Origin of the sequence: Arthrobacter sp. MAHUQ-56 (assembly GCF_019710585.1) — a bacterium.
In the GTDB taxonomy this organism is placed as follows: Bacteria; Actinomycetota; Actinomycetes; order Actinomycetales; family Micrococcaceae; genus Arthrobacter.
This window is the reverse complement of record NZ_JAIFZQ010000020.1, coordinates 590,265-611,379: the sequence shown is the minus strand read 5'-3', so window position 1 is coordinate 611,379 and position 21,115 is coordinate 590,265. Positions and strand designations below refer to the sequence as shown.

The 21,115-nt window shown below is 63.6% G+C and carries 24 protein-coding genes; 15 read left to right on the top strand and 9 right to left on the bottom strand.

All coding sequences use genetic code 11. The features are described from left to right. Window positions 1–3: 3 nt before the first annotated feature. From K4G53_RS15250 to K4G53_RS15200, 11 genes are all read left to right on the top strand, one after another. Window positions 4–936, top strand: coding sequence for a type II secretion system F family protein (locus tag K4G53_RS15250; RefSeq protein WP_260323618.1), 933 nt, complete (start codon window positions 4–6; stop codon window positions 934–936). Between the two features lie 8 nt (window positions 937–944). Then, on the top strand, window positions 945–1,823 hold the full coding sequence (locus K4G53_RS15245; RefSeq protein WP_221386491.1) for a type II secretion system F family protein: 879 nt from the start codon (window positions 945–947) through the stop codon (window positions 1,821–1,823). Window positions 1,824–2,074: 251 nt separating this feature from the next. Then, window positions 2,075–2,266 (top strand): Flp family type IVb pilin, encoded by a 192-nt coding sequence (locus tag K4G53_RS15240; protein WP_221386490.1) that lies wholly within the window; start codon window positions 2,075–2,077, stop codon window positions 2,264–2,266. A gap of 108 nt (window positions 2,267–2,374) precedes the next feature. After that, window positions 2,375–2,749, top strand: a complete 375-nt coding sequence (locus K4G53_RS15235) for a TadE/TadG family type IV pilus assembly protein (RefSeq protein ID WP_221386489.1) — start codon at window positions 2,375–2,377, stop codon at window positions 2,747–2,749. A gap of 23 nt (window positions 2,750–2,772) precedes the next feature. Then, window positions 2,773–3,777 (top strand): TadE/TadG family type IV pilus assembly protein, encoded by a 1,005-nt coding sequence (locus K4G53_RS15230; RefSeq protein WP_221386488.1) that lies wholly within the window; start codon window positions 2,773–2,775, stop codon window positions 3,775–3,777. Window positions 3,778–3,810: 33 nt separating this feature from the next. Further along, window positions 3,811–4,560: an RcpC/CpaB family pilus assembly protein gene (locus K4G53_RS15225; RefSeq protein ID WP_308287896.1), complete on the top strand. Its 750-nt coding sequence runs from the start codon at window positions 3,811–3,813 to the stop codon at window positions 4,558–4,560. Next, window positions 4,557–5,753 carry an AAA family ATPase gene (locus tag K4G53_RS15220; protein ID WP_221386487.1) on the top strand — a complete coding sequence of 399 codons (1,197 nt, stop codon included), beginning with the start codon at window positions 4,557–4,559 and terminating at the stop codon, window positions 5,751–5,753. Before K4G53_RS15225 ends, K4G53_RS15220 begins: the two co-directional genes overlap by 4 nt. Continuing rightward, a complete protein-coding gene (locus K4G53_RS15215) occupies window positions 5,753–7,243 on the top strand; it encodes a CpaF family protein (RefSeq protein WP_221386486.1) in 1,491 nt (496 codons plus the stop codon). The genes K4G53_RS15220 and K4G53_RS15215 overlap by 1 nt, the downstream gene beginning before the upstream one ends. 11 nt (window positions 7,244–7,254) lie before the next feature. Further along, on the top strand, window positions 7,255–8,187 hold the full coding sequence (locus K4G53_RS15210; protein ID WP_221386485.1) for a type II secretion system F family protein: 933 nt from the start codon (window positions 7,255–7,257) through the stop codon (window positions 8,185–8,187). 7 nt (window positions 8,188–8,194) lie between these two features. Continuing rightward, a complete protein-coding gene (locus tag K4G53_RS15205; RefSeq protein WP_221386484.1) occupies window positions 8,195–9,079 on the top strand; it encodes a type II secretion system F family protein in 885 nt (294 codons plus the stop codon). A gap of 93 nt (window positions 9,080–9,172) precedes the next feature. Then, a complete protein-coding gene (locus tag K4G53_RS15200) occupies window positions 9,173–9,655 on the top strand; it encodes an Hpt domain-containing protein (protein WP_221386483.1) in 483 nt (160 codons plus the stop codon). On the opposite strand, the gene K4G53_RS15195 is transcribed toward K4G53_RS15200, so the two are convergent. After that, window positions 9,652–10,434, bottom strand: coding sequence for a response regulator transcription factor (locus K4G53_RS15195; protein ID WP_221386482.1), 783 nt, complete (start codon window positions 10,432–10,434; stop codon window positions 9,652–9,654). The genes K4G53_RS15200 and K4G53_RS15195 overlap by 4 nt on opposite strands. A gap of 251 nt (window positions 10,435–10,685) precedes the next feature. Here K4G53_RS15195 and K4G53_RS15190 point away from each other — a divergent pair, with 251 nt between their 5' ends. Then, a complete protein-coding gene (locus K4G53_RS15190; RefSeq protein WP_221386481.1) occupies window positions 10,686–12,353 on the top strand; it encodes a cell wall metabolism sensor histidine kinase WalK in 1,668 nt (555 codons plus the stop codon). On the opposite strand, the gene K4G53_RS15185 is transcribed toward K4G53_RS15190, so the two are convergent. From K4G53_RS15185 to K4G53_RS15150, 8 genes are all read right to left on the bottom strand, one after another. After that, window positions 12,350–13,243, bottom strand: coding sequence for a tRNA pseudouridine(38-40) synthase TruA (locus K4G53_RS15185; protein ID WP_221386480.1), 894 nt, complete (start codon window positions 13,241–13,243; stop codon window positions 12,350–12,352). The two genes, K4G53_RS15190 and K4G53_RS15185, sit on opposite strands and share 4 nt — an antisense overlap. Window positions 13,244–13,275: 32 nt before the next feature. After that, a complete protein-coding gene (gene rplQ, locus K4G53_RS15180; RefSeq protein ID WP_221386479.1) occupies window positions 13,276–13,851 on the bottom strand; it encodes a 50S ribosomal protein L17 in 576 nt (191 codons plus the stop codon). A 68-nt stretch (window positions 13,852–13,919) separates the two neighbouring features. Continuing rightward, complete coding sequence (locus K4G53_RS15175; RefSeq protein ID WP_009358719.1) at window positions 13,920–14,930, bottom strand: DNA-directed RNA polymerase subunit alpha; 1,011 nt, start codon at window positions 14,928–14,930, stop codon at window positions 13,920–13,922. Window positions 14,931–15,060: 130 nt separating this feature from the next. Beyond that, the gene (rpsK, locus tag K4G53_RS15170; RefSeq protein ID WP_009358720.1) at window positions 15,061–15,462 is read right to left on the bottom strand and encodes a 30S ribosomal protein S11; all 402 of its coding nucleotides are present in this window, start codon (window positions 15,460–15,462) and stop codon (window positions 15,061–15,063) included. 54 nt (window positions 15,463–15,516) lie between these two features. Continuing rightward, window positions 15,517–15,891, bottom strand: a complete 375-nt coding sequence (gene rpsM / locus K4G53_RS15165; RefSeq protein WP_003803743.1) for a 30S ribosomal protein S13 — start codon at window positions 15,889–15,891, stop codon at window positions 15,517–15,519. Window positions 15,892–16,076: 185 nt separating this feature from the next. Continuing rightward, the gene (gene rpmJ / locus K4G53_RS15160; RefSeq protein ID WP_009358722.1) at window positions 16,077–16,190 is read right to left on the bottom strand and encodes a 50S ribosomal protein L36; all 114 of its coding nucleotides are present in this window, start codon (window positions 16,188–16,190) and stop codon (window positions 16,077–16,079) included. Window positions 16,191–16,260: 70 nt separating this feature from the next. After that, window positions 16,261–16,482 carry a translation initiation factor IF-1 gene (infA, locus tag K4G53_RS15155; protein ID WP_009358723.1) on the bottom strand — a complete coding sequence of 74 codons (222 nt, stop codon included), beginning with the start codon at window positions 16,480–16,482 and terminating at the stop codon, window positions 16,261–16,263. Window positions 16,483–16,650: 168 nt separating this feature from the next. Then, window positions 16,651–17,592, bottom strand: coding sequence for a P1 family peptidase (locus K4G53_RS15150; RefSeq protein WP_221386478.1), 942 nt, complete (start codon window positions 17,590–17,592; stop codon window positions 16,651–16,653). Between the two features lie 216 nt (window positions 17,593–17,808). On the opposite strand from K4G53_RS15150, the gene K4G53_RS15145 reads away from it, so the two are divergent. From K4G53_RS15145 to K4G53_RS15135, 3 genes are read left to right on the top strand one after another with little or no spacing between them, the layout of a single operon-like run. Further along, window positions 17,809–18,768: a carbohydrate ABC transporter permease gene (locus K4G53_RS15145; protein ID WP_221386477.1), complete on the top strand. Its 960-nt coding sequence runs from the start codon at window positions 17,809–17,811 to the stop codon at window positions 18,766–18,768. Further along, window positions 18,765–19,685, top strand: a complete 921-nt coding sequence (locus K4G53_RS15140) for a carbohydrate ABC transporter permease (protein ID WP_221386476.1) — start codon at window positions 18,765–18,767, stop codon at window positions 19,683–19,685. The genes K4G53_RS15145 and K4G53_RS15140 overlap by 4 nt, the downstream gene beginning before the upstream one ends. Window positions 19,686–19,742: 57 nt before the next feature. After that, window positions 19,743–21,092: an ABC transporter substrate-binding protein gene (locus tag K4G53_RS15135; protein ID WP_221386475.1), complete on the top strand. Its 1,350-nt coding sequence runs from the start codon at window positions 19,743–19,745 to the stop codon at window positions 21,090–21,092. Window positions 21,093–21,115 lie beyond the last annotated feature (23 nt).

The following is a 21,115-nucleotide window of genomic DNA, read 5'->3' as shown; positions in this document are numbered from 1 at the left end:
CCCATGGTCTTCGTACTTGCCGTGGCGCTCTGCTTGTCCGCCATGGTTCTCGTGATCTTTGTTGTCTTCAAGCCTCGTTTTGGGTCGATCCCTCTGGAACGACGTCGGCTAAGCAGCAGCCAGGACGATAAGTCCGCAGTTGCACGAGTCTCGCAGACAGCGGTCAACGCGGTTGAAAACCTCATTGGTGATTCGGGGGGACCGTATAACCGTGAGGTCCTCTACAACGCAGGAGTCAAAATGGCGCCTGCTGATTTCACCGTCGCCGTGGCGGTGGCTTCCATCCTGACGGGGGCTTTTGTTGCCCTCCTGACTCACCCTCTCCTTGGGCTGATGGCGGGAGCTGCCACACCGCTTCTTGCCAAAGTTGTCCTGGTCTTCCTCCGGGACCGGCGCAGAGCAAAGTTTGAGGAACAGCTGACTGACACGATCCAAATGTTGATTGGCGGGCTCAGGGTTGGCCACAGCGTCCTACGCTCGGTTGAAGCCGCCGCCCAGGAAGCGGATGCCCCCACATCCGAAGAGCTGCTTCGCATCGTCAATGAAACGAGGATTGGCAAAGACTCACGCATTGCCTTTGAGGACGTAGCCGACCGTATGGACAGCGAGGACTTTCGCTGGATCTCACAGGCGATCCAAATCAATCGTGAAGTCGGCGGTGACTTGGCGGAAGTCCTTGAACAGGTCGCTGGGACAATCCGCGAGCGAAGCGAAATCAAAGGCCAAATCAGGTCCCTCAGCGCAGAAGGAAGAATGTCCGCCTACGTGCTGATGGCAATGCCAGTAGGCGTGGCCTTTATCCTCGCCTTTATCAATCCCGGCTATCTCAACGTCTTCGTAGAGAAACCGCTTGGGCTGCTGATGCTCGTCGGTGCCTCAGTCATGTTTACAGTTGGCGGTTTCTGGATGAGCCGCGTCGTAAAGATCAAGTTTTAGGGGGAACCATGACACCGATAGCGTGGCTGTACATTTCTCTGATCGTACTTCCGCTGGCTTACTTTGTATGGGCGCTGGCAACAACTGACCGCAAAGCGGCGATTGCGGTTCAGGCGAACCTGACACAGGGATTCACCCAGGCGGGAGTGCAGGCGATTCAACGGCCGCCAGCGCTTTTGGACCTTTCAAGGCGCCTGACTCCCACTGGTTATGAAGCAAAGCTTGACCGCTGGCTTTCCCTCGCAGGCCGACCCGCTTCACTGCCTCTGGACCGTTTGATCATCGCCAAACCATTGCTGGCATTGACCGGGGCAGTTCTCGGGCTTCTGATGTACAGCCGGTCTCCTGCGCCTCAAATTATCGCGCTGGGGCTCTTCCTATCTGCGCTCCTCTACTTCCTCCCTGATCTCTTGATCTACAACAAGGGCATCAAACGCCAGCAGGAAATTGAACTTGAGCTGCCAAACACCTTGGACCAGCTGCTCATTTCAGTTGAAGCCGGACTTGGCTTTGAAGCTGCAATGGCACGGGCTGGCGGATACGGAGGCGGGCCACTTGCCCAAGAGCTGATGCGCACCCTCCAGGACATCCAGGTAGGGCGCCCGCGACAGGAGGCGTATCAGGCGCTGGCTGACAGGTCATCCGTTCCGGACCTACGAAGCTTCGTCCGGGCAGTCATCCAGGCCGACAAGTACGGGATTGGCATAGCAAAGGTTCTGCGGACGCAGGCGAAGCAGGCCAGAGTCAAGCGCCGGCAAAGGGCTGAAGAAAAGGCAATGAAACTTCCTGTGAAGGTACTTTTCCCGCTCTTGCTGTGCATCTTCCCTGTGCTGTTCATCGTTCTCCTCGGACCGGCAGCCATCAAGATTGTTGAGGCATTCACCTAAACATCCGCCCACTCGGCGCCCATATACCGGACCCCCTCGGCACCCAGAACCGAGGGGGTCCATTGGTCTGCCTGGATGCTGAAGCCAAAGCGTTACCGCAGCAAAGCCCAAGCAAAAGCGCAGGAAAAGTGCGGGAGTGAAAGCGTTTGCGCAGGATGTTCCAAGATCCGGCTTTCGGGCTAAATCTGGTTGCTAACTTGGATTCAGTGCTGGTGAAGGGCCAGCCAATCCGTCTCGCTCAGGAGTACAAAATGCTTTCTCTCATTGCCACGCTTCAGACCCTCGGCTTCAACCTCAAGAACCGCCTCAGCAACGAGAAGGGTGCCACGGCCGTTGAATACGGCATCATGGTCGGCCTCATTGCCGTGGTGGTCATCGTCGCTGTGCAGCTGTTGGGCACGAAGCTCGACGGCCTCTTCGACTCGGTGAACAACCAGCTCTAGGCCTGGACCCGTCACACACCCAAACGCTGGTTCCGGACCCCATATCGGAACCATCCCCGCTTCAAGCAGTGCGGAAGACACGAGTCAAAGTAAGAGGAGGTGCAGCAGGTGTCACGAGATTCGGAGCGCGGAGCAGCCGCCGTCGAATTCGCGATCCTGCTGCCCCTCCTCTTGATGCTTGTCCTAGGAACCATCGAGTTCGGCCGGGCATACAACGCCCAGATAACCCTGACTAACGCGGCCCGCGATGGCGTACGGGTCATGGCGATCAACAATGACCCCGCTGCGGCGAAGACTGCGGCCCAGAATGCAGCAGCATCGGTCAGCAGCACCATCCCCGCTTCAGACATCATCCTCAGCACCACCACATGCAGTACCGGAAACCAGGTCACGCTCACGATCAAGTACACATTGTCGACGATTACCGGCATCGCGGGCCCGTTCCCCATGACAGGCAAAGGGGTAATGTTGTGCGGCGGTTGAACAGGAGCAGGCGAACCGCACCTATGCAACACAGCGAGCACGGCGCCATCAGCGTCATCGTCGCCATTCTCCTGGTGGCTCTCCTCGGTTTCGTGGCCATCGCCGTCGACGTCGGCGTGCTTTATTCGGAGAGGGCGCAGCTGCAGAACGGCGCAGACGCATCAGCCATCGCCCTCGCGCAGAAATGCGCGAGGAACAGCTCGGACACCCTGTGTTCCACGACGTCGACACTCGCGGGAAGCCTCGCCAACCAGAATGCGCTGGACGGCATGAGCAACGTCAACAGCATCCAGCTCGACAAGGCAGCGAGGACCGTCTCCGTTACGACAACCGCGAAAGAAGCCGGCGCTCCGGACAACTCCGTCTCGCTCTTCTTCGCCCGGGCGCTTGGCATCACGTCAAAAGAAGTTGGGGCCAAGTCGTCCGCAGTGTGGGGCAGCCCCACTAAGGGCACCACCGCTTTCCCCCTCACGGTATCGATTTGCCAGGTCCGTGGCCAGTATGGGGTGATGCAGCTTCTTCGTATGCATGGGACCGGCGCCAATCCAAGCTGCCTCTACGGCCCCTCGGGAGCGTTTGTCGAAGGTGGATTCGGCGGGCTCAAACAGGACCCGTACGCCTGCGGCGCCACTATTGACATCTCAAAGAGCACGGCGGGTGGCGATACCGGCAACAATCCGCCGCCCTACTGCGAGGCCCTCCTCAATTCGTGGGCGGCCGACATGACAGCCGGCAAGGACGTTATCGTGTTGCTGCCCATCTTTAATGCGGTAACGGGCACGGGCACGAACGCTATCTATGGACTCAAGACCTTCGCCGCATTCAAGGTGGCAGGTTGGAAGTTTGGGCCCACAGGGCTTCCGTACACCTTCCACAACAGGTCTCCGGACGTACCCGCTTCACTGGAATGCAGAGAACCATGCCGCGGCATCATCGGAACCTTCGTCCAGTACGTGTCACTGGACAGCGGGTATGTGCTAGGACCCGTAGACCCGGACGGCGCCACTGTCGTACGCCTCTCCCTCTGATCCTCCACTACAAAACACACCACGGAGTTCAACGTGAAGTCTCGCATGCTCGCCGGCACGGCCGCAGTTGCCCTGGCGCTCGTGGGGGCGATCCTGATCGTCTTCTACGCCCAAGGCGCCGACCAGCGTGCCATGAAGGACATGGACCCAACGGGAGTGCTGGTGGTGACCAAGGCCGTCCCCGCAGGTTCCTCTTTCGACACTGTGAAGGCATCAGTAACCGTCCAGCAGGTGCCCGGCGCCGCTGTTCCGAAAACGGCCCTCAAGAACCTCGATGACTCGGCCGGCAAGGTAGCCGCCGTGGACCTCGTCCCTGGCGAACAGCTCCTCTCGGAACGCCTCGTAAGCCCGGCAGATGCCAAGACCAGCGGCGCCATCAAGGTGCCGTCCGGCATGCAGGAAGTCACGTTCGAACTGGAACCCAAGCGCATCGTGGGAGGGCGAATTGACGTGGGCGACCACGTGGGCATCGCGCTGAACTTCAAGGAAGGTGCAGATAAGAGCAAGGCCGGAGCTGAAACTACTCAATTGACCCTTCGTAAGGTTTTGGTCACCGCCGTCCAGCGCGCGCCTCAGGCAACAGCCAAGCCCACCGATGGCACCAACCCCCAGGACACTACCCTCCCCGAGGGTTCACTCATGATCACTGTCGCCGTGAATGACATCGACTCCAGCAAGATCATCTTCACCTCCATCAACGGCGAGCTCTGGCTCACCAAGGAACCCCTCGACGCGCAGGACAACGGCGGCTTCATCGCCAGGAAGGACACGGTGTACAAGTGAGCCGCTTCGTCCTCCTCTCCCCCAACGCCGAGTTCGACCAGAAGCTGCGCGCCGCCGTCGCCCATGGGCTGCGCGGCTCCGTCCAGACCATCGCCTCGGACATCCTCCCCGCAGGCCCGACGGAACTGTTTGGCCTCCTCAACCAGGAGCAGCCCGAGGTGCTGATTATCGGCCCGGACGTCCCCTACGAGGAAGCGCTCCGCTTCGCCAAGGTCTTCGACGTCCAGCTCCCCGGCCTCAGCCTGGTCCTGGTCACCGACGTGGATCCGTCCCTACTGCTGCACGCCATGCGCGCCGGCATCCGTGACATCCTCAGCCCGCAGGCTGACGCCGCCGAAATCAGGGTGCTGCTCGAACGCGCCTGCCAGTCCTTCGCCACGCGCCACCGCGGCCCGGAAACACAGCAGGCGGAAGTAAACAGCAAGGGCCTGGTCATCGGCGTCTTCTCCCCCAAGGGCGGCGTGGGCAAAACCACCTTGGCCACCAACATCGCCATCGGCCTGGGCCAGATCGCGCCCATGAGCGTGGTGATCGTGGACCTGGACCTGCAGTTCGGGGACGTCGCCTCCGGCCTCTACCTCAACCCGGAACACACCGTCACGGACGCCGTCACCCCGGCCGCAGCCCAGGACTCCCTGGTCCTCAAGGCCTTCCTCACCGTTCACCCCGCCGGCATCTACGCCCTCTGCGCCCCGCCGAACCCGGTGGACGCGGACCACATCACCCCGGACCAGGTCAGCCACCTGATCGAACAGCTGGCCCAGGAATTCCAGTACGTGGTGATCGATACCGCTCCGGGCATGCCAGAAATCGGCCTCGCCGCCATGGAGCACTGCACCGACGTGGTCTGGGTCAGCGCCATGGACGTTCCCAGCTTGCGCGGCCTGCGCTCCGGCCTGGAAGTCCTCCGCCAGCTCGACATCATGCCCGAATCCCGGCACGTGGTCCTTAACATGGCGGACGCCAAGGCTGGCCTCAACGTCGCGGACGTCGAATCCACGATCGGCGCGCCCGTTGACGTCAGCGTCCCCCGCTCCCGCGCGGTGGCGCTGTCCACCAACCGCGGCATCCCCGTCCTCCAGGAATCCAAAAAGGACCCGGCCGTCAAAAGCCTCCGCCAACTGGTAGAGCGCTTCAATCCAGCCTGGCGCGCACAGGCACAACGGAAGCTTCACCGAAGGGTGGTTATCTGATGAAACTCTCTGACCGCATCAATGCGGCCCAGTCCCGCAACCAGCCGGCCGGTGCCGGAACCGCGCTGCTGGAACCGCCGCGCCCAGCGCAGCCGCCTGCTCCCCTGCCCAAGGAAACCGCGGGCAGGCACCTTCCGGAACGTGCCGCCGTCGTCGTCCCAACGTACGACGACGGCGCGCCGCAGGTGCCCACCGCACCCAAGGTGGACGTCTTCGCAGCCATGAAAGACAGGGCGGCCACCGCCCTTTTCGAACGGATGGGCACGCGCTTCAACGACGCGGCCGTCACCGAACAGGAGCTGCGGACCACCGCCAAGGAGGAACTCACCCGCATCATCGACGCCGAGCAGGTGCCGCTGTCCTCCGAGGAACGTACCCGCCTGGTCCGCGACGTTGCCGACGACGTCCTGGGGTACGGTCCCCTCCAACGGCTGCTGGATGATCCCGCCGTCACCGAAATCATGGTCAACCGCATGGACCAGATCTACGTTGAACGCAAAGGCAAGCTGACCCTCAGCGACTCGCGCTTCAGCTCGGAGGAACACCTGCGCAAGGTCATCGAACGCATCGTGTCCAAGGTGGGCCGCCGCATCGATGAGTCCTCGCCCCTTGTGGACGCCCGCCTGGAAGACGGCTCGCGCGTCAATGCCGTCATTCCTCCCCTGGCCGTGGGCGGTTCCTCGCTGACCATCCGTAAATTCAGCAAAACCCCCCTGACGGTCCGCAATCTGATCGACTTCGGAACATTGACCCCGGAAATGGCTGAACTGCTCAACGCCTGCGTCAAGGCGAAGCTGAACATCATCGTTTCCGGCGGTACCGGCACGGGCAAAACCACGCTGCTGAACGTCCTGTCCTCTTTCCTGCCGCACGATGAACGGATCGTCACCATCGAGGACGCCGTGGAGCTGCAGATCCAGCAGGAACACGTGGTCCGGCTCGAAAGCCGGCCGCCCAACACCGAAGGCAAGGGCGAGGTGACCATCCGCGAGCTTCTCCGCAACTCGCTCCGTATGCGCCCCGACCGAATCGTGGTGGGCGAGGTCCGTGGCGGTGAATCGCTGGACATGCTTCAGGCCATGAACACCGGCCACGACGGCTCGCTCTCCACCGTTCACTCCAACTCCCCACGGGACGCGGTGGCCCGCCTCGAGACCCTGGTGCTGATGGCCGGCATGGAGCTTCCACTGCGCGCCATCCGCGAGCAGATCGCCTCCGCCGTGAACCTCATCGTACAGATTTCCAGGCTCCGCGATGGCTCCCGCCGCATCACCCACGTCACCGAGGTCCAGGGCATGGAAGGCGATATCGTCACCCTCCAGGACGCCTTTGTCTTCGATTACTCCGCGGGCGTGGACGCGCAGGGCCGCTTCCTTGGCAAGCCGGTTGCCACCGGCATCCGGCCGCGGTTTATCGACCGGTTCGAGGACTTGGGGATCCACGTGTCCCCGGAAGTTTTTGCCAGTCCGCTGTCCCCCGGCGCCAAGTAGGAAAAGCAGCCATGATCATCGCCATTGGAAGTGCCATCCTCCTGGCAGCCGTCTGCCTCGTCGGTGTGGCCGTGCTCCTGCCGAGCGCACCCTCCGTGCCCCTGGACCGCCGTCGTCCGTTCGAAGCCGAGCCGCCCTCATCCCTCTCCCGTCTGGCCTTGTCCGGTGTTAGGTCTTTCGAACGCCTCCTCGCCGGCCGCCACGTCAAACTGTTCGCCCGGGCTGACCTGGAAAACGCAGGCCTGCGCCTCAGCCAGGCCGAGTTTTTCCTGCTCGTGGGGATCGGTGCGTGCATCGGGATGCTGGTTGGCGTGGTCACGGTGGGTCCGCTGGTGGGCCTGCTGCTTGCCCTTTTGGCACCCTTCGTGGGCAAGCTCTTCCTCGGGTTCCTGTCGGGCAAGCGCCGTGCTGCCTTCGACGGCCAGCTGGGCGACACCCTGCAACTGCTTTCGGGCAGCCTGCGCGCCGGCCACAGCATCCTGCGCGCCATCGATGCCGCCGCCACCGAATCGCAGAAGCCGTCGTCCGAGGAGATGCGGCGCGTAATCACCGAAACCAGCCTGGGCCGTGACCTGCTGGCCGCCCTCAACGACACCGCCGACCGGATGAAGAACGAGGACTTCGTCTGGATTTCGCAGGCCATCCAGATCAACCGCGAGGTAGGTGGCAATCTGGCCGAGGTGCTGGACCAGGTCAACGAAACCATCCGCGAGCGCGCGGAGATCAAGGGCCACATCAAGGCCTTGGCGGCGGAGGGTAAATTTTCCGCATACATCCTCATTGCGATGCCGTTCGGCATCGTGGCCATGCTGCTGTCCATGAGCCCGAACTATATGAACTCGATGTTCACGCATCCCCTGGGCTGGGCGATGATCGGCGCTTCCATTGTCCTGATGACCATCGGCGCCCTGTGGATGCGCAAGATCATCGACCTGAAGTTCTGAGGACGCCGTGAATCTGATAGTTCTCCTCTCCGTACTGCTGGTTTGTGTCCCACTGGCGGCCGTTGCCTGGTCCGCACTGACCGTGGACAAGCAGGGCCGGTTGGCTGTCAACGACCTGCTCTCGCGCGGCGCCCCTCCCGTGGCCGCCGCACCTGCTTCCAAGCCGGGCGTGTTGGAGGGCATCGGCCGGCGCCTCACTCCCCCGGCATATGTGGCGTTCCTGGACCGTCTGTTGTCCCTCGCGGGCCGGCCCGTGTCCATGCCGCTGGGCAAGCTGCTGGGGTCAAAGCTCGGTCTTGGCCTGGCAGGTGCGGCTGTTGGCCTCTATCTGACCTCCGTCGGCAGCTCACCAATTATGAAGCTGGCCGGACTCTTTGTGCTGTTCCTGGGCTACTTCATCCCGGACCTGCTGCTCTACAGCAAAGGCCAGGAGCGGCAGAAGGCGATGCAGCTGGAACTGGCCAACACCCTGGACCAGATGCTGATCTCGGTGGAGGCAGGACTTGGCTTCGAAGGGGCCATGGCCCGGGCCGGCGAAAACGGCAAGGGCCCGCTGGCGGAAGAACTGGTCCGCACCCTGCAGGACATGCAGGTGGGCCGCAGCCGGCGCGAGTCCTACATCGCCTTGGCAGAGAGGACCAACATCCCGGAGCTTCGCAGCTTCGTGCAGGCAGTGGTCCAGGCTGACACGTACGGGATCGCCATCAGCCGGGTGCTGCGCGTCCAGGCCAAGGTCATGCGCGTCAAAAGGCGCCAGCGGGCTGAGGAAAAGGCCATGAAGCTGCCCGTCATGATCCTGTTCCCGCTGTTGTTCTTCATCTTCCCGGTCCTCTTCATTGCCATTCTTGGGCCGGCCGTCATCAACACCGTCGTGACCTTCAGCGGGCAGTAAAGGCCGCCTCAAGGGCGGCAAGGTTGCCTCAAGGTTTACACAGAACATCCGAAATACGACGTCCAATGAAATTCCAGGAAGTAGCCTTGAACAATGCAGAGTCCCGATCCCAACACCAGCGGAAAGAGGCCCACGGCGGACTCCCCGCTGCCAAGGGTCGCCTTGCCTCCTTCATCCGTTCCGACCGGCGCCGCCGCCCCCTCACTGGAAGCGGTGGCTCTCTTGCCGTTGATTGATGCAGCAGTCCTGGACGAACTCGAGGACGAACTGGCCGGGTCCGGGCTGGCCCAGCGGTTCGCCCGTGACTACGCCGCCATGTGGGACCAGCGCCTCTCCCGGCTGGGAGCCGCAGTGGACAGCCAGGACGAGGACTCGGCCCTGGACGCGGTCATCAGCCTCAAGATCAGCTCCGCCATGGTGGGCGGAGTACGCCTCGCCAGGCTGGCTGAACTCCTCGAAGCGATGATCCGCAAGGGCGACTTCGTCGAAGGCCAGGCGCTGATGGTTGGCGTCGCCCTGGACGGCGCCCGTACGGTATCCGAGCTGCAGTCGACCTACATCCTCGAAAACGGCTAGGCGTCGGTGGGGCGGCGGGGCGCCAGCCGGTACCCCACCCCGCGCACTGTCTGCAGCCAGCGCGGTGAGAGCTGGTCCTCCTTGAGCTTGCGCCGCAGGTTGCCCACGTGGACCTCGACGGCGCGCTCATCCGCCTCACTGATGTAGGTGTCCCGGTCGTAGAACTCTCCCCGCACTGCCCGCACCAGGTCGGCCCTGGTGCACACCGCACCACCGCCTTTCAGCAGGACATGCAGCAGGTCGAATTCGCTGCGTGTGAGAACCAGCGGCTCGCCCAGGATCTCAACGGTGCGCGTCCGGTGATTCAGGGACAGCCCGTTGTGCTGCAGGACCGCAGGATCCGCTTGAGGCGGCGCAGGAGCCGGAGCCTGCCCCGAGGTGGAAGACGGCCGTTGCCCGCCGGCTTCATGCCGGGGCCTGCGCATCATCGCGGCAACCCGGGCCCGAAGTTCCCGGGGCCGGAAAGGCTTTGCGATGTAGTCGTCCGCCCCTGCATTGAGCGCTGACAGCAGATCCGGTTCCTCCGTCCTGCCGGTCAGCATCACCACGTACGCATTGCTGAAATTGCGAATCCGCCGGAGAACCTCAAAGCCGTCGATATCCGGAAGGCCGATATCCAGCGTCACGACATTCGCCTGCTTGCTGCGGACCACTTCAACCCCGGCCCGCCCATCAACTGCCGTATGGACCTCGAAGCCGGCCTGCGTCAGTACACCCTCAAGGAGGTTCCGCACGTCAGCATCGTCTTCGATGACCACAGCTACACCAAGATCGTCCATTACTATCCCTGCGCCAGGCGAAGATGGCCCCCCATTGGCCCAGCGCCAATGCCATACCCGCTCCAACAATTTATACGCTACTAGTAAGCCCCACTGATCACATCTAAAACGTCCCATAAATTGAAAAGTCAATTATTATGACAAGATATGTGCATTATGGGCACGGGCGGGTACGTGCCACAGTAACGGGAGCAATTCGCAGGTATTTGGGGGACGCTGCATTCCATTCACAGGGGGTACACGTCAAAATCATGGCTGAGCCGACGTTCCATCGGGGACCTGGCCGCATCTTCCGCCGGCTGGGACCGCGCGCGCAGGTTGTTCTGTGCCAGCTGCCACTTACCCTCTTCGTGGCAGCGATCGCGGTGGCGACACCCCTCGCGTGGCCGTCACTAATGCAAAGCCCGCTGTACCTCTCCGGCGTCGTCCTCAGCGGGATCCTGTTCCTCGGCTGCTTCCTGGTCCCCTGGGAACGCCTGCCCCACCGCCCGTACCTGCTGATTCCCGTCCTGGACTTCGTGGCCATCGGGCTCCTGCGGAACGGCGCAGCCCCTCTGCTGCCGGGCCTGGCGGTACTGGTGGTATTCCCGGTGATCTGGCTCTCGGCTTCGGGCATGCTGGCGCGCAGCAGCCTGGTCCTCAGCTTCCTGGGACCGTTCTTTATCATGCTCCCTTCGGCCTTGGCCCATGCGCCCTCCGTGACCGCATCGGACCTCACCACTGTGGTCCTCTTTCCCCTCATGATGCTGGCCGTGTCCCTGGCCATCCGCTTCGCCAGCGTGAACCTTCGGCTGCAGCAGCGCGAGCTGGCAGAGAAGGACAGGGAACTTCGGGAACTGCTCGCCGCGAGCCGGGAACGGGAAAAGCTGCTGGAAACCGTCCTCGACGCCACAGACGTGGGGATTGCCGCCGTCGACCGCTCCGGCCACTTCCTTGTCTCCAACAGCAGGCAGCGCAGCTTCAGGCAGGCCACCGGCGCTGACGAGGCCATCCCCGGGCAGGGCCACCAGCTCATCTTCGGCCAGGACCGGCACACCCTGCTTCCCCCGGACCGGCGCCCCATCAGCCGCGCCATGGCCGGCGAATCGTTCGCCGACTACCTCGTCTGGGCTGGAGTTGGTACCGAGCAGCGCGCCCTGTCCACCGCTGCCCGTCCGCTCGTCAGCGAGGACGGCCGCCTCACCGGCGCAGTGGTGGTGTATACCGACGTCACCGGATGGGTGGAGTCGCTGGCCGCGAACCAGGACCTGATCTCCAACGTGTCCCACGAATTCAAGAGCCCACTGAATTCGATTATCGGCAACGTGGATCTGGTCCTTGAGGAACCCGAGCCATTGCCGCCGCAGGTCACCCGCCGCTTGCTGGTGGTCCAACGCAATGCGGAGCGGCTGCTGTCGCTGGTCGCTGACCTGGCCGCTTCCGCCTCCACAGCGCTGAACGTGCACCCGAAACGCACGGACCTGGCCAGCCTGGTGGAGACCACCATAGGCTCGGCGCAGGCGTGGGCGGAACGCTCACAGGTGGAGATATCCGCCGACGTGCCCTCACCCCTGTGGGCGTACGCCGATCCCCTCCGGATAGGCCAGGTACTGGACAACCTGGTGTCCAACGCCATCAAGTACTCCCCCGACGGCGGGAGGGTCAGCATCAGCGCCGAGGCGGACAGGCAATGGGTCCGGCTGAGCGTCCAGGACACCGGGATGGGCATGTCACGGGAGGACAAGGCGCGGGTCTTCAACCGGTTCTTCCGCGCCGACGCGGCGCAGCAGGCAGCCATCCCCGGCGCCGGACTGGGGCTTTCCATCACGCAAATGATCGTGGAGCGGCACGGCGGCACCATCAGCTGCGAAAGCGGCGAGGGAACGGGAAGCACCTTCACGGTCACGCTGCCGGCAGAGGGCCCGCCCCCGGCGTTCTAGTACTCGCGGACCGCCCGGGTCTGCTCGGCGCGGGCCAGGAGTTCGTGGTCGGACGGGTAGGCCACTTCCTCCAGCACCAGCGGATGCGGGGCCGCCAGGACGGACTTGGCATCCCGCTTCTGCGCCAGCAGCCGCTCGTACAGCCACCCGGGTTCCACGATGCCCTCCCCCACGTACAGCGCGGAACCGATGAGTGCGCGCACCATGTTGTGGCAGAAAGCGTCCGCCTGCACGGTGGCCACAATGGCGCCGTCCTCCGCGCGGGCGAACTCGAAGCGCTGCAGGTCCCGGATGGTCGTGGCGCCTTCCCGCGGTTTGCAGAAGGACAGGAAGTTCTGCAGCCCCAGAAGCTTGGCTGCCCCTTCGTTCAGGAGGGAAACGTCCAGCGGGTTCTTGTGCCAGAGCGTGAAGTACCGCTCCAGCGGGTCCCACAGCGCGGGCCCGTCGGCGATGCGGTAGCTGTAGCGCCGCCACAGGGCCGAGAAACGGGCATCGAAGCCGGCGGGCGCCAGCGAGATCCGGTGCACCTCCACGGCACCGGTCAGGTCGCCCAGGGCACGGCTGAGTGCGCCGCGGATCCGGCGCAACATCGCGACGGCGGGATCGAGTTCATGCCCGCGCGGCAGTCCCAGCCACTCGGCTTCGGTGAGGTCCAGGTGGACCACCTGGCCGCGGGCGTGCACGCCGGCGTCAGTCCGGCCGGCAACGGTGACGCGGACCGGGCGCCGGACCAGCAGTTCAAGGGCTTCCTCAAGCACGCCCTGGACCGTGCGCCGCCCCGGCTGCAGGGCCCACCCGCTGAAGGGGCCGCCGTCGTAGGACAAATCCAGCCGGATACGCAAAAACCCGCCGCCCCCCAAAACGGGGGCCGCGGGTTTTTGGTCGTTCATAGACCCAAGTCTATGCGAAGAAAATCAGCGAATTACTTCGCGTCCTTCTCTTCAGCAGGAGCTTCCTCAGCGGCCGGAGCCTCTTCGGTTGCAGCCTCTTCAGCAGCAGGAGCCTCGGTGGTTTCCTCGGCAGCCGGAGCCTCGGTGGTTTCCTCAGCGGCAGGAGCTTCCTCGGCGGCCGGAGCAGCCTTGGCAGCATCGCGCTTGGCAGCCGCGGTAGCCTCGGCTACGACGGCCTGCTTGGCGGAAACCGGCTCGAGGACCAGTTCGATGACAGCCATGGGAGCGTTGTCGCCCTTGCGGTTGCCGATCTTGGTGATGCGGGTGTAGCCGCCGTCGCGGTTCTCCACTGCCTGCGCGATGTCGGTGAACAGCTCGTGGACGATGCCCTTGTTGCTGATCAGGCCGAGCACACGGCGGCGGGAAGCGAGGTCGCCACGCTTGGCGAAGGTGACCAGGCGCTCTGCGTACGGCTTCAGGCGCTTGGCCTTGGTGACCGTGGTGGTGATCCGCTTGTGCTCGAACAGGGAAGCTGCCAGGTTCGCGAGCATGAGGCGCTCGTGAGCCGGGCCGCCGCCGAGGCGCGGACCCTTAGTGGGGGTAGGCATAATTGTTTCTCCTCATGTGGAAGCCGTGGGCCGCACACCATGGTGCTGCCCGCCGGCCAAGGTCTGGTTTAGAGTTCGTCGTCGCCGAACGCGGCGTCGTCCTCTTCGATTGCTGCGGCGCGTGCTGCGAGGTCAAAACCGGGAGGCGAGTCCTTGAGGGACAGGCCCAGTTCAACCAGCTTTGCCTTGACCTCGTCAATGGACTTGGCACCGAAGTTGCGGATGTCCATCAGGTCAGCCTCGGAGCGGGCAACGAGTTCACCCACGGTGTGGATGCCCTCACGCTTGAGGCAGTTGTAGGAACGGACGGTGAGGTCCAGATCCTCGATCGGCAGTGCCATGTCGGCTGCCAGGGCAGCGTCGGTGGGCGACGGGCCGATCTCGATACCTTCAGCTGCGGTGTTCAGCTCACGGGCCAGACCGAACAGTTCCACCAGGGTGGTGCCTGCGGAAGCAACGGCATCGCGCGGGGCGATGGCCTGCTTGGTCTCGACGTCGACAATCAGCTTGTCGAAGTCGGTGCGCTGCTCAACACGGGTTGCTTCCACGCGGAAAGTAACCTTCAGCACCGGCGAGTAGATGGAGTCGACCGGGATGCGGCCGATCTCTGCGTCGCCGGACTTGTTCTGAGCTGCCGAAACGTAGCCGCGGCCGCGCTCGATGGTCAGTTCGAGTTCGAACTTGCCCTTCGAGTTCAGCGTGGCGATGTGCAGATCCGGGTTGTGGAATTCGACGCCGGCCGGCGGGGCAATGTCCGCGGCGGTGACGACTCCGGGGCCCTGCTTGCGCAGGTAAGCCACGACAGGCTCGTCGTGCTCGGAGGAAACCGACAGGTTCTTGATGTTCAGGATGATCTCGGTGACATCTTCCTTGACACCCGGAACCGTGGTGAACTCGTGCAGCACACCATCGATCCGGATGCTGGTTACGGCAGCACCGGGGATGGAGGAGAGCAGGGTACGGCGGAGGGAGTTTCCGAGGGTGTAGCCGAAGCCCGGTTCCAGCGGTTCAATGACGAAACGCGAACGGTTTTCGGAGACTACCTCTTCGGAGAGGGTGGGGCGCTGTGCAATGAGCACTTAGGTTTCCTTTCGGCGAGCATCCGCTATATGACGCAACACAGGTGGTGGAAATTCGGTCTGAAGACTTAACGCGCTGGGCTTGCCCGGACCATCGCTGGTCCGGGCAAGCTCCTGCTGCGGAAAAGAATTAGACGCGGCGGCGCTTCGGCGGGCGGCAGCCGTTGTGGGCTGCGGGGGTGACGTCCTGGATGGAGCCAACCTCGAGGCCTGCGGCCTGCAGCGAACGGATTGCCGTTTCGCGTCCGGAACCCGGTCCCTTGACGAAAACGTCTACCTTGCGCATGCCGTGCTCCTGCGCACGCTTGGCAGCGGCTTCGGCAGCCATCTGGGCAGCGAACGGGGTGGACTTACGCGAGCCCTTGAAGCCAACCTCACCGGAGGAAGCCCAGGAAATAACAGCGCCGGTCGGATCCGTGATGGAAACGATGGTGTTGTTAAAGGTGCTCTTGATGTGCGCCTGGCCAAGCGCGATATTCTTCTTGTCCTTCTTACGCGGCTTGCGAACCGCGCCACGAGTCTTCGGGGGCATTTTTTCTCCTACAGAAAGTTATTGGGGAAAGCTCCGTTAATCCCGGCGGGGATTTTAACGGGCCTTCTTCTTGCCGGCGACGGTACGCTTCGGGCCCTTGCGGGTACGTGCGTTGGTCTTCGTACGCTGACCGCGTACGGGCAGGCCCTTGCGGTGGCGCAGGCCTTCGTAGCTGCCGATCTCAACCTTGCGGCGGATATCTGCTGCTACTTCGCGGCGAAGGTCACCCTCAACCTTGTAGTTGCCTTCAATGTAGTCACGCAGCTCAACCAGCTGGGCGTCAGTCAGGTCCTTGACGCGAACGTCAGCGCTGATGCCCGTGGCAGCCAGGGTTTCGTGTGCACGGGTCTTGCCCACGCCGTAGATGTAAGTAAGCGCAATTTCCAGCCGCTTTTCGCGGGGAATGTCTACGCCAGCGAGACGAGCCATAGTGGCAGTACTCCTTGATAAACCGGAGGTCGTAGGCAGTACACCCGCACGTTCCGTACGGCCCCAGCCTCCGACCGGGGGTTAGCTGTCCGGACTCTTTGATGCTCAATGTTCCAGATCAGCTTGTGCTGCCTTTATTTACTTGCGTGGGTTAGCAACCCAGGGTTTTCCTTCAGGGAAGGAAATTAGCCCTGGCGCTGCTTGTGGCGCGGGTTCTCGCAGATCACCATGACCCGGCCGTTACGGCGGATCACTTTGCACTTTTCGCAGATCTGCTTGACGCTCGGCTTGACCTTCATGGCATTCCTTTGCGTGTAACAGTTGGTCAGCTGGAGCAGCGGCCAGCTTGCGCTGCAGCCGCCCAGCAATTTACTTGTAGCGGTAGACGATACGACCACGGGTGAGGTCGTACGGGCTCAGCTCCACCACTACGCGGTCCTCGGGGAGGATCCTGATGTAGTGCTGACGCATCTTTCCAGAGATGTGTGCCAGAACGATGTGCTTGTTGGTGAGCTCAACGCGAAACATCGCATTAGGCAGCGCCTCGGTCACAACGCCTTCGATCTCAATGACCCCGTCCTTCTTGGCCATACCCTCCGCTAACTGTTGTTGCCGCAGCCCCGCCGGATTGCACCGGGCATGGCCACGAACGTTTTTGTTGGATCGATTGTCATCTCCAAGCCCAAAGAGGGCGCGGCAGTCCAGACAACCAACAAACAACACTACGCCATTTGGCGGCGAAAGTTAAATCCAGCCATGCTAGCGCATCTGCCCGCCATACGCACCATAGGTGCCGGCCGGAGTGGCAACGGCGACGGCGCTGGCCACCCCGTCAAGGACGGCCAGGCGTACGACGTCGGCTGCCGCACTTTGCAGTGTCACCAGGCTGATTTGCCGGGCAACGTCGTCCGAGCGGTCCAGTGCCACAGCCCCGGTTGCAAGGCAAAAGACGGTGTCCCCATCGGCGAGCGTATGGCTCGGATTCAGCGCGCGGGCGATCCCCGCATGGGACGCGGAAGCGGTCCGCTTGCACTCAGCCACGTCCAGGACAGCGTCGGTGGCGACGACGACGAGGGTTGTGTTCAATCCCCGTCCGGGCTCAACTGCCGGCTCCTCCACCACCGAGTGCTCTGTCACCGGAAGCCCCAGCGCGTTGACCACTGCGAGCGCTCCGACCACCGCGCCGTTCTCCAAAGTGATCGACGCCGTACCGACGCCTCCTTTGTACGTCCTGCCAATGAGCGCCCCGGTTCCGGCGCCCACGTTGCCGCGGCCGACGTCGTGCCCTTCCTTTTCTGCTGCTGCTGCGGCCGCCGCAGCGTAGCCCATGTCCGGCGTCGGACGTGCTGAAAAGTCACCGCCCCGGCCCAGGTCGAAGATTGCGGCGGCCGGGACGATCGGAACCACTCCCCCGGGCACGGCAAAGCCGCGGCCGTTCTGCTCGCACCAGCGCTGGGCACCGCTGGCCGATGCAAGCCCGTAGGCACTGCCGCCGGTGAGGACGACTGCGTCCACGGCACTGACCAGCGTGGTGGGATCGAGGGCGTCTGTCTCGTGCGTGGCGGGGCCTCCCCCTTGGACGTCAACCGAGCCCACCGTGCCCGGCGGCGGCAGGACCACGGTCACTCCCGTCAGCCAGCCGTCGTCGTCCTTTTGCACGTGGCCTACCCGGATGCCCGGGACATCGGTGATCGCTCCCATCCCCCTATTCTCCCCTTTCCCCGCGCGCCCCTGCCGCGAGGGCAAACTTTATGCGAGACTGCATCCAACACAGCGTTAACGGGCGACGAAGCCTTGGATAACAGTCCTTGGAGAAGGGCAGCTGCGGGCTTCAACCCACTGACGGTCTGGTGTAGTTAGTCCCTAGATTCAGCCAGTGCCCGCCACGAGCAGGCTCCCGACCCGGGAGAGACACGCATGACCCGTCAACTCGCCCCGCAGCCGTCCACCAAGCCCAATCGGCCGCCAGGACCGGCAGCGAAAATCCCGCACCGGCGGTGGACCGCAAGGAACCGCCGGGACTTCTTTGTATTCCTTGCAATGGCGCTGCCCAATCTTGTGCTGATCGCCGTCTTCACCTACCGTCCGCTGATCAGCAACATGTACTACTCCACGCTGGACTGGACCCTGGGTTCGCCCAGCGCCACCGTGGTGGGCCTCGCCAACTATGTAACCTTCTTCGGCAGCAATGACGCCCCGAAGGTCCTGGGGACCACGGCGGTGTTCACCGTTGTCACCGTGGGCGGATCCATGCTGCTTGGCCTGCTGGTTGCGCTGGCGCTGAATGCGAAGGTGCGGGGCACCACCTTCGCCCGTTCCGCCGTGTTCGCCCCCTACGTTCTTTCCGGCGTGGGTGTGGGCCTGGTCTGGCTGTTCATCTTCGACCCCGGGTACGGTGTCCTGGCCTGGCTGCTGCGGGGCCTCGGGCAGCAGAGCCCGCAGTGGATCAACGACCCCCAGCTTTCGCTGGTCATGGTGATCATCGTCTACGTCTGGAAAAACCTCGGCTACTGCGCCGTGGTGTACTTGGCCGGGCTGCAGTCCCTGCCGCAGGACGTCATGGAAGCGGCGGCCCTGGACGGGGCCAACGGATTCCGGCGGTTCCTCAGCATCTCCCTGCCACTGCTGTCCCCCACCACCTTCTTCCTCCTGATCACCACGATGCTCAGCTCGCTGCAGGCGTTCGACCTCATCCGCATCATGACGCCACTGGGCACCGGCACCAGCACCCTGATCTACGAGGCCTACCTCCAGGCGTTCGGCGCCTACAACAGGGCAGGCTACTCGGCCGCAATCTCGGTGGTGCTGTTTGCCATCCTCCTGGTGATCACCGTGCTGCAACTGCGGTTCGTGGAACGAAAGGTGCACTACTCATGACCTCCCTGTCCCCGGTCAGCCCGGACCCCACGGCGCCCGCAGTCACCGCACCGGAACCGGGCCCGCACCGCGACCGCCCGTTCTCGCGCCGCAACCTCGTCCAGACGGTCGTGGGCGGTTACGTGCCCCTGGCCATTGCCACCCTGGTGGTGTTCCTGCCCCTGCTGTGGATGGTGCTCAGTTCGTTCAAGCAGGCCGGCGAAATCGTCACCACGGACCTGAAGATCCTGCCGGAGGGCCTCAACCTGGAGAACTACCGGACCGCCATGACAACCGTGCCGTTCGGGCAGTTCTTCCTGAACAGCACCATCGTCACCCTGGTAGGGGCCACCATCAAGGTCCTGCTCGCGATCCTCACCGCCTACGCCCTGGTCTTCGTCCGTTTCCCGTTCCGGAACTTCATCTTCCTGCTGATCCTGGTGGCCCTGATGGTTCCGCCGCAGGTATCCATCCTGCCGAACTTCATCCTGATTGCCGGGATCGGTGGAAAGAACACCTTGTGGGGCATCATCCTTCCCGGCCTGGGCACCGCCTTCGGCACCTTCCTGCTCCGCCAGCACTTCCGGACACTGCCCGCTTCAATCCTGGAGTCGGCCGAGATGGACGGTGCAGGCCACTGGCGCCGGCTGTGGCAGATCGTGGTCCCCGTATCGGTCCCCTCCATCGCCACCGTGGCCCTGGTGACCATCGTGACCGAATGGAATGACTACATCTGGCCGCTCATCATCACCGACCGGCCCGAGACCATGACCCTGCCTGTGGGCCTGACCCTCCTCCAGAACAGCGAGAGCAACGCCGCCGGGTGGGGCGTCCTCATGGCCGGCGCAGTGCTGGTCATCGTCCCGATCCTGATCATTTTCGCCGCCCTGCAGCGCTACATCGTGGCAGGCCTCACCCAAGGCAGCGTGACCGGCTAAGCCGCCGGCCGCCGTCGTACTTCACCATTCCAAGGCAACAACCGAAAGGAAACCCTCATGGCATTTCATCTGGACCGGCGGCACTTCCTGGGCCTCGCGGGGGCCACCGCCTCCGCAGCAGCCCTCGCCGCCTGCGGCGGCCCCTCAACCACCGGCGGCGGCCAATCCACGTCACAGGCGACGGACATCGACTTCAGCGGCGTCAAGCCGGCCGCCAAGATCGACTTCTGGTCCAGCCACCCAGGGCAGTCGCAGGAGGTGGAGAAGAGCCTGATCGAGAAGTTCCAGGCCAAGAACCCGGGCATCACCGTCAACCTGGTCACGGCCGGGGCCAACTACGAGGAGATCGCCCAGAAGTTCCAGACGGCCCAGGCTGCCAAGTCCGGCCTCCCCGGCGTTGTTGTCCTCTCCGACGTGTGGTGGTTCCGCTACTACACCAACGGCAGCATCATTCCCGTTGACGGCCTGACAAAGCAGCTGGGCACGAAGATGGACGACTTCCAGCAGTCACTGGTCAACGACTACAAGTACGACGGCAAGCAGTGGGCGCTGCCCTATGGCCGGTCCACGCCGCTGTTCTACTACAACAAGGACCACTTCGCCGCGGCAGGGCTGCCGGACCGCGCTCCCAAGACCTGGGACGAATTCGCTGAGTGGGCGCCCAAGCTCAAGGCGGCCTCCGGCGCACAGTACGCCTACATCTACCCCGCGCTTGCCGGATACGCGGGCTGGACGCTGCAGAACATGCTGTGGGGGTGGGGCGGCGGCTGGTCCAAGGAATGGGACATCACGTGCGACTCCGCTGAATCCGTCGCGGCACTGCAGTGGGCGCAGGACTCGATCTACAAGGACAAGTGGGCCGGCGTATCGTCCAAGGAAGCGGCGGACGATTTCTCCGCCGGGCTGACCTCCACCACCATCTCGTCCACCGGCTCGCTGCTGGGGATCCTGAAGTCCGCCAAGTTCAATGTCGGAGTCGGGTTCCTGCCGGGCGGCCCGAAGGCCGACACCAACGTCTGCCCCACCGGCGGCGCAGGGCTCGGCATTCCCAGCGGCATCACCAAGGAGGAGCAGATGGCCGCCGGGATGTTCCTGGACTTCGTCACGCAGCCCGAGAGTACCGCAGAGTTCTCTGCCGCCACCGGCTACATGCCCACCCGCAAGTCGGCGGACATGACGGCGGTGCTGGCCAAAACGCCGCAGATCAAGACGGCCATGGACCAGCTGGCGGTGACCAAAGTCCAGGACAACGCCCGTGTGTTCCTGCCCGGGGCCGACCAGGAGATGGCGAAGGCTGCCGCGAAGATCCTCACCCAGCAGGGCGACGTGAAGTCCACCATGACGGACCTGAAGAACACGCTGCAGGGGATCTACGACCGCGATGTGAAGCCCAAGCTGAAGGCCTAGGCCCCTTCCCCAACTGAGTAGCG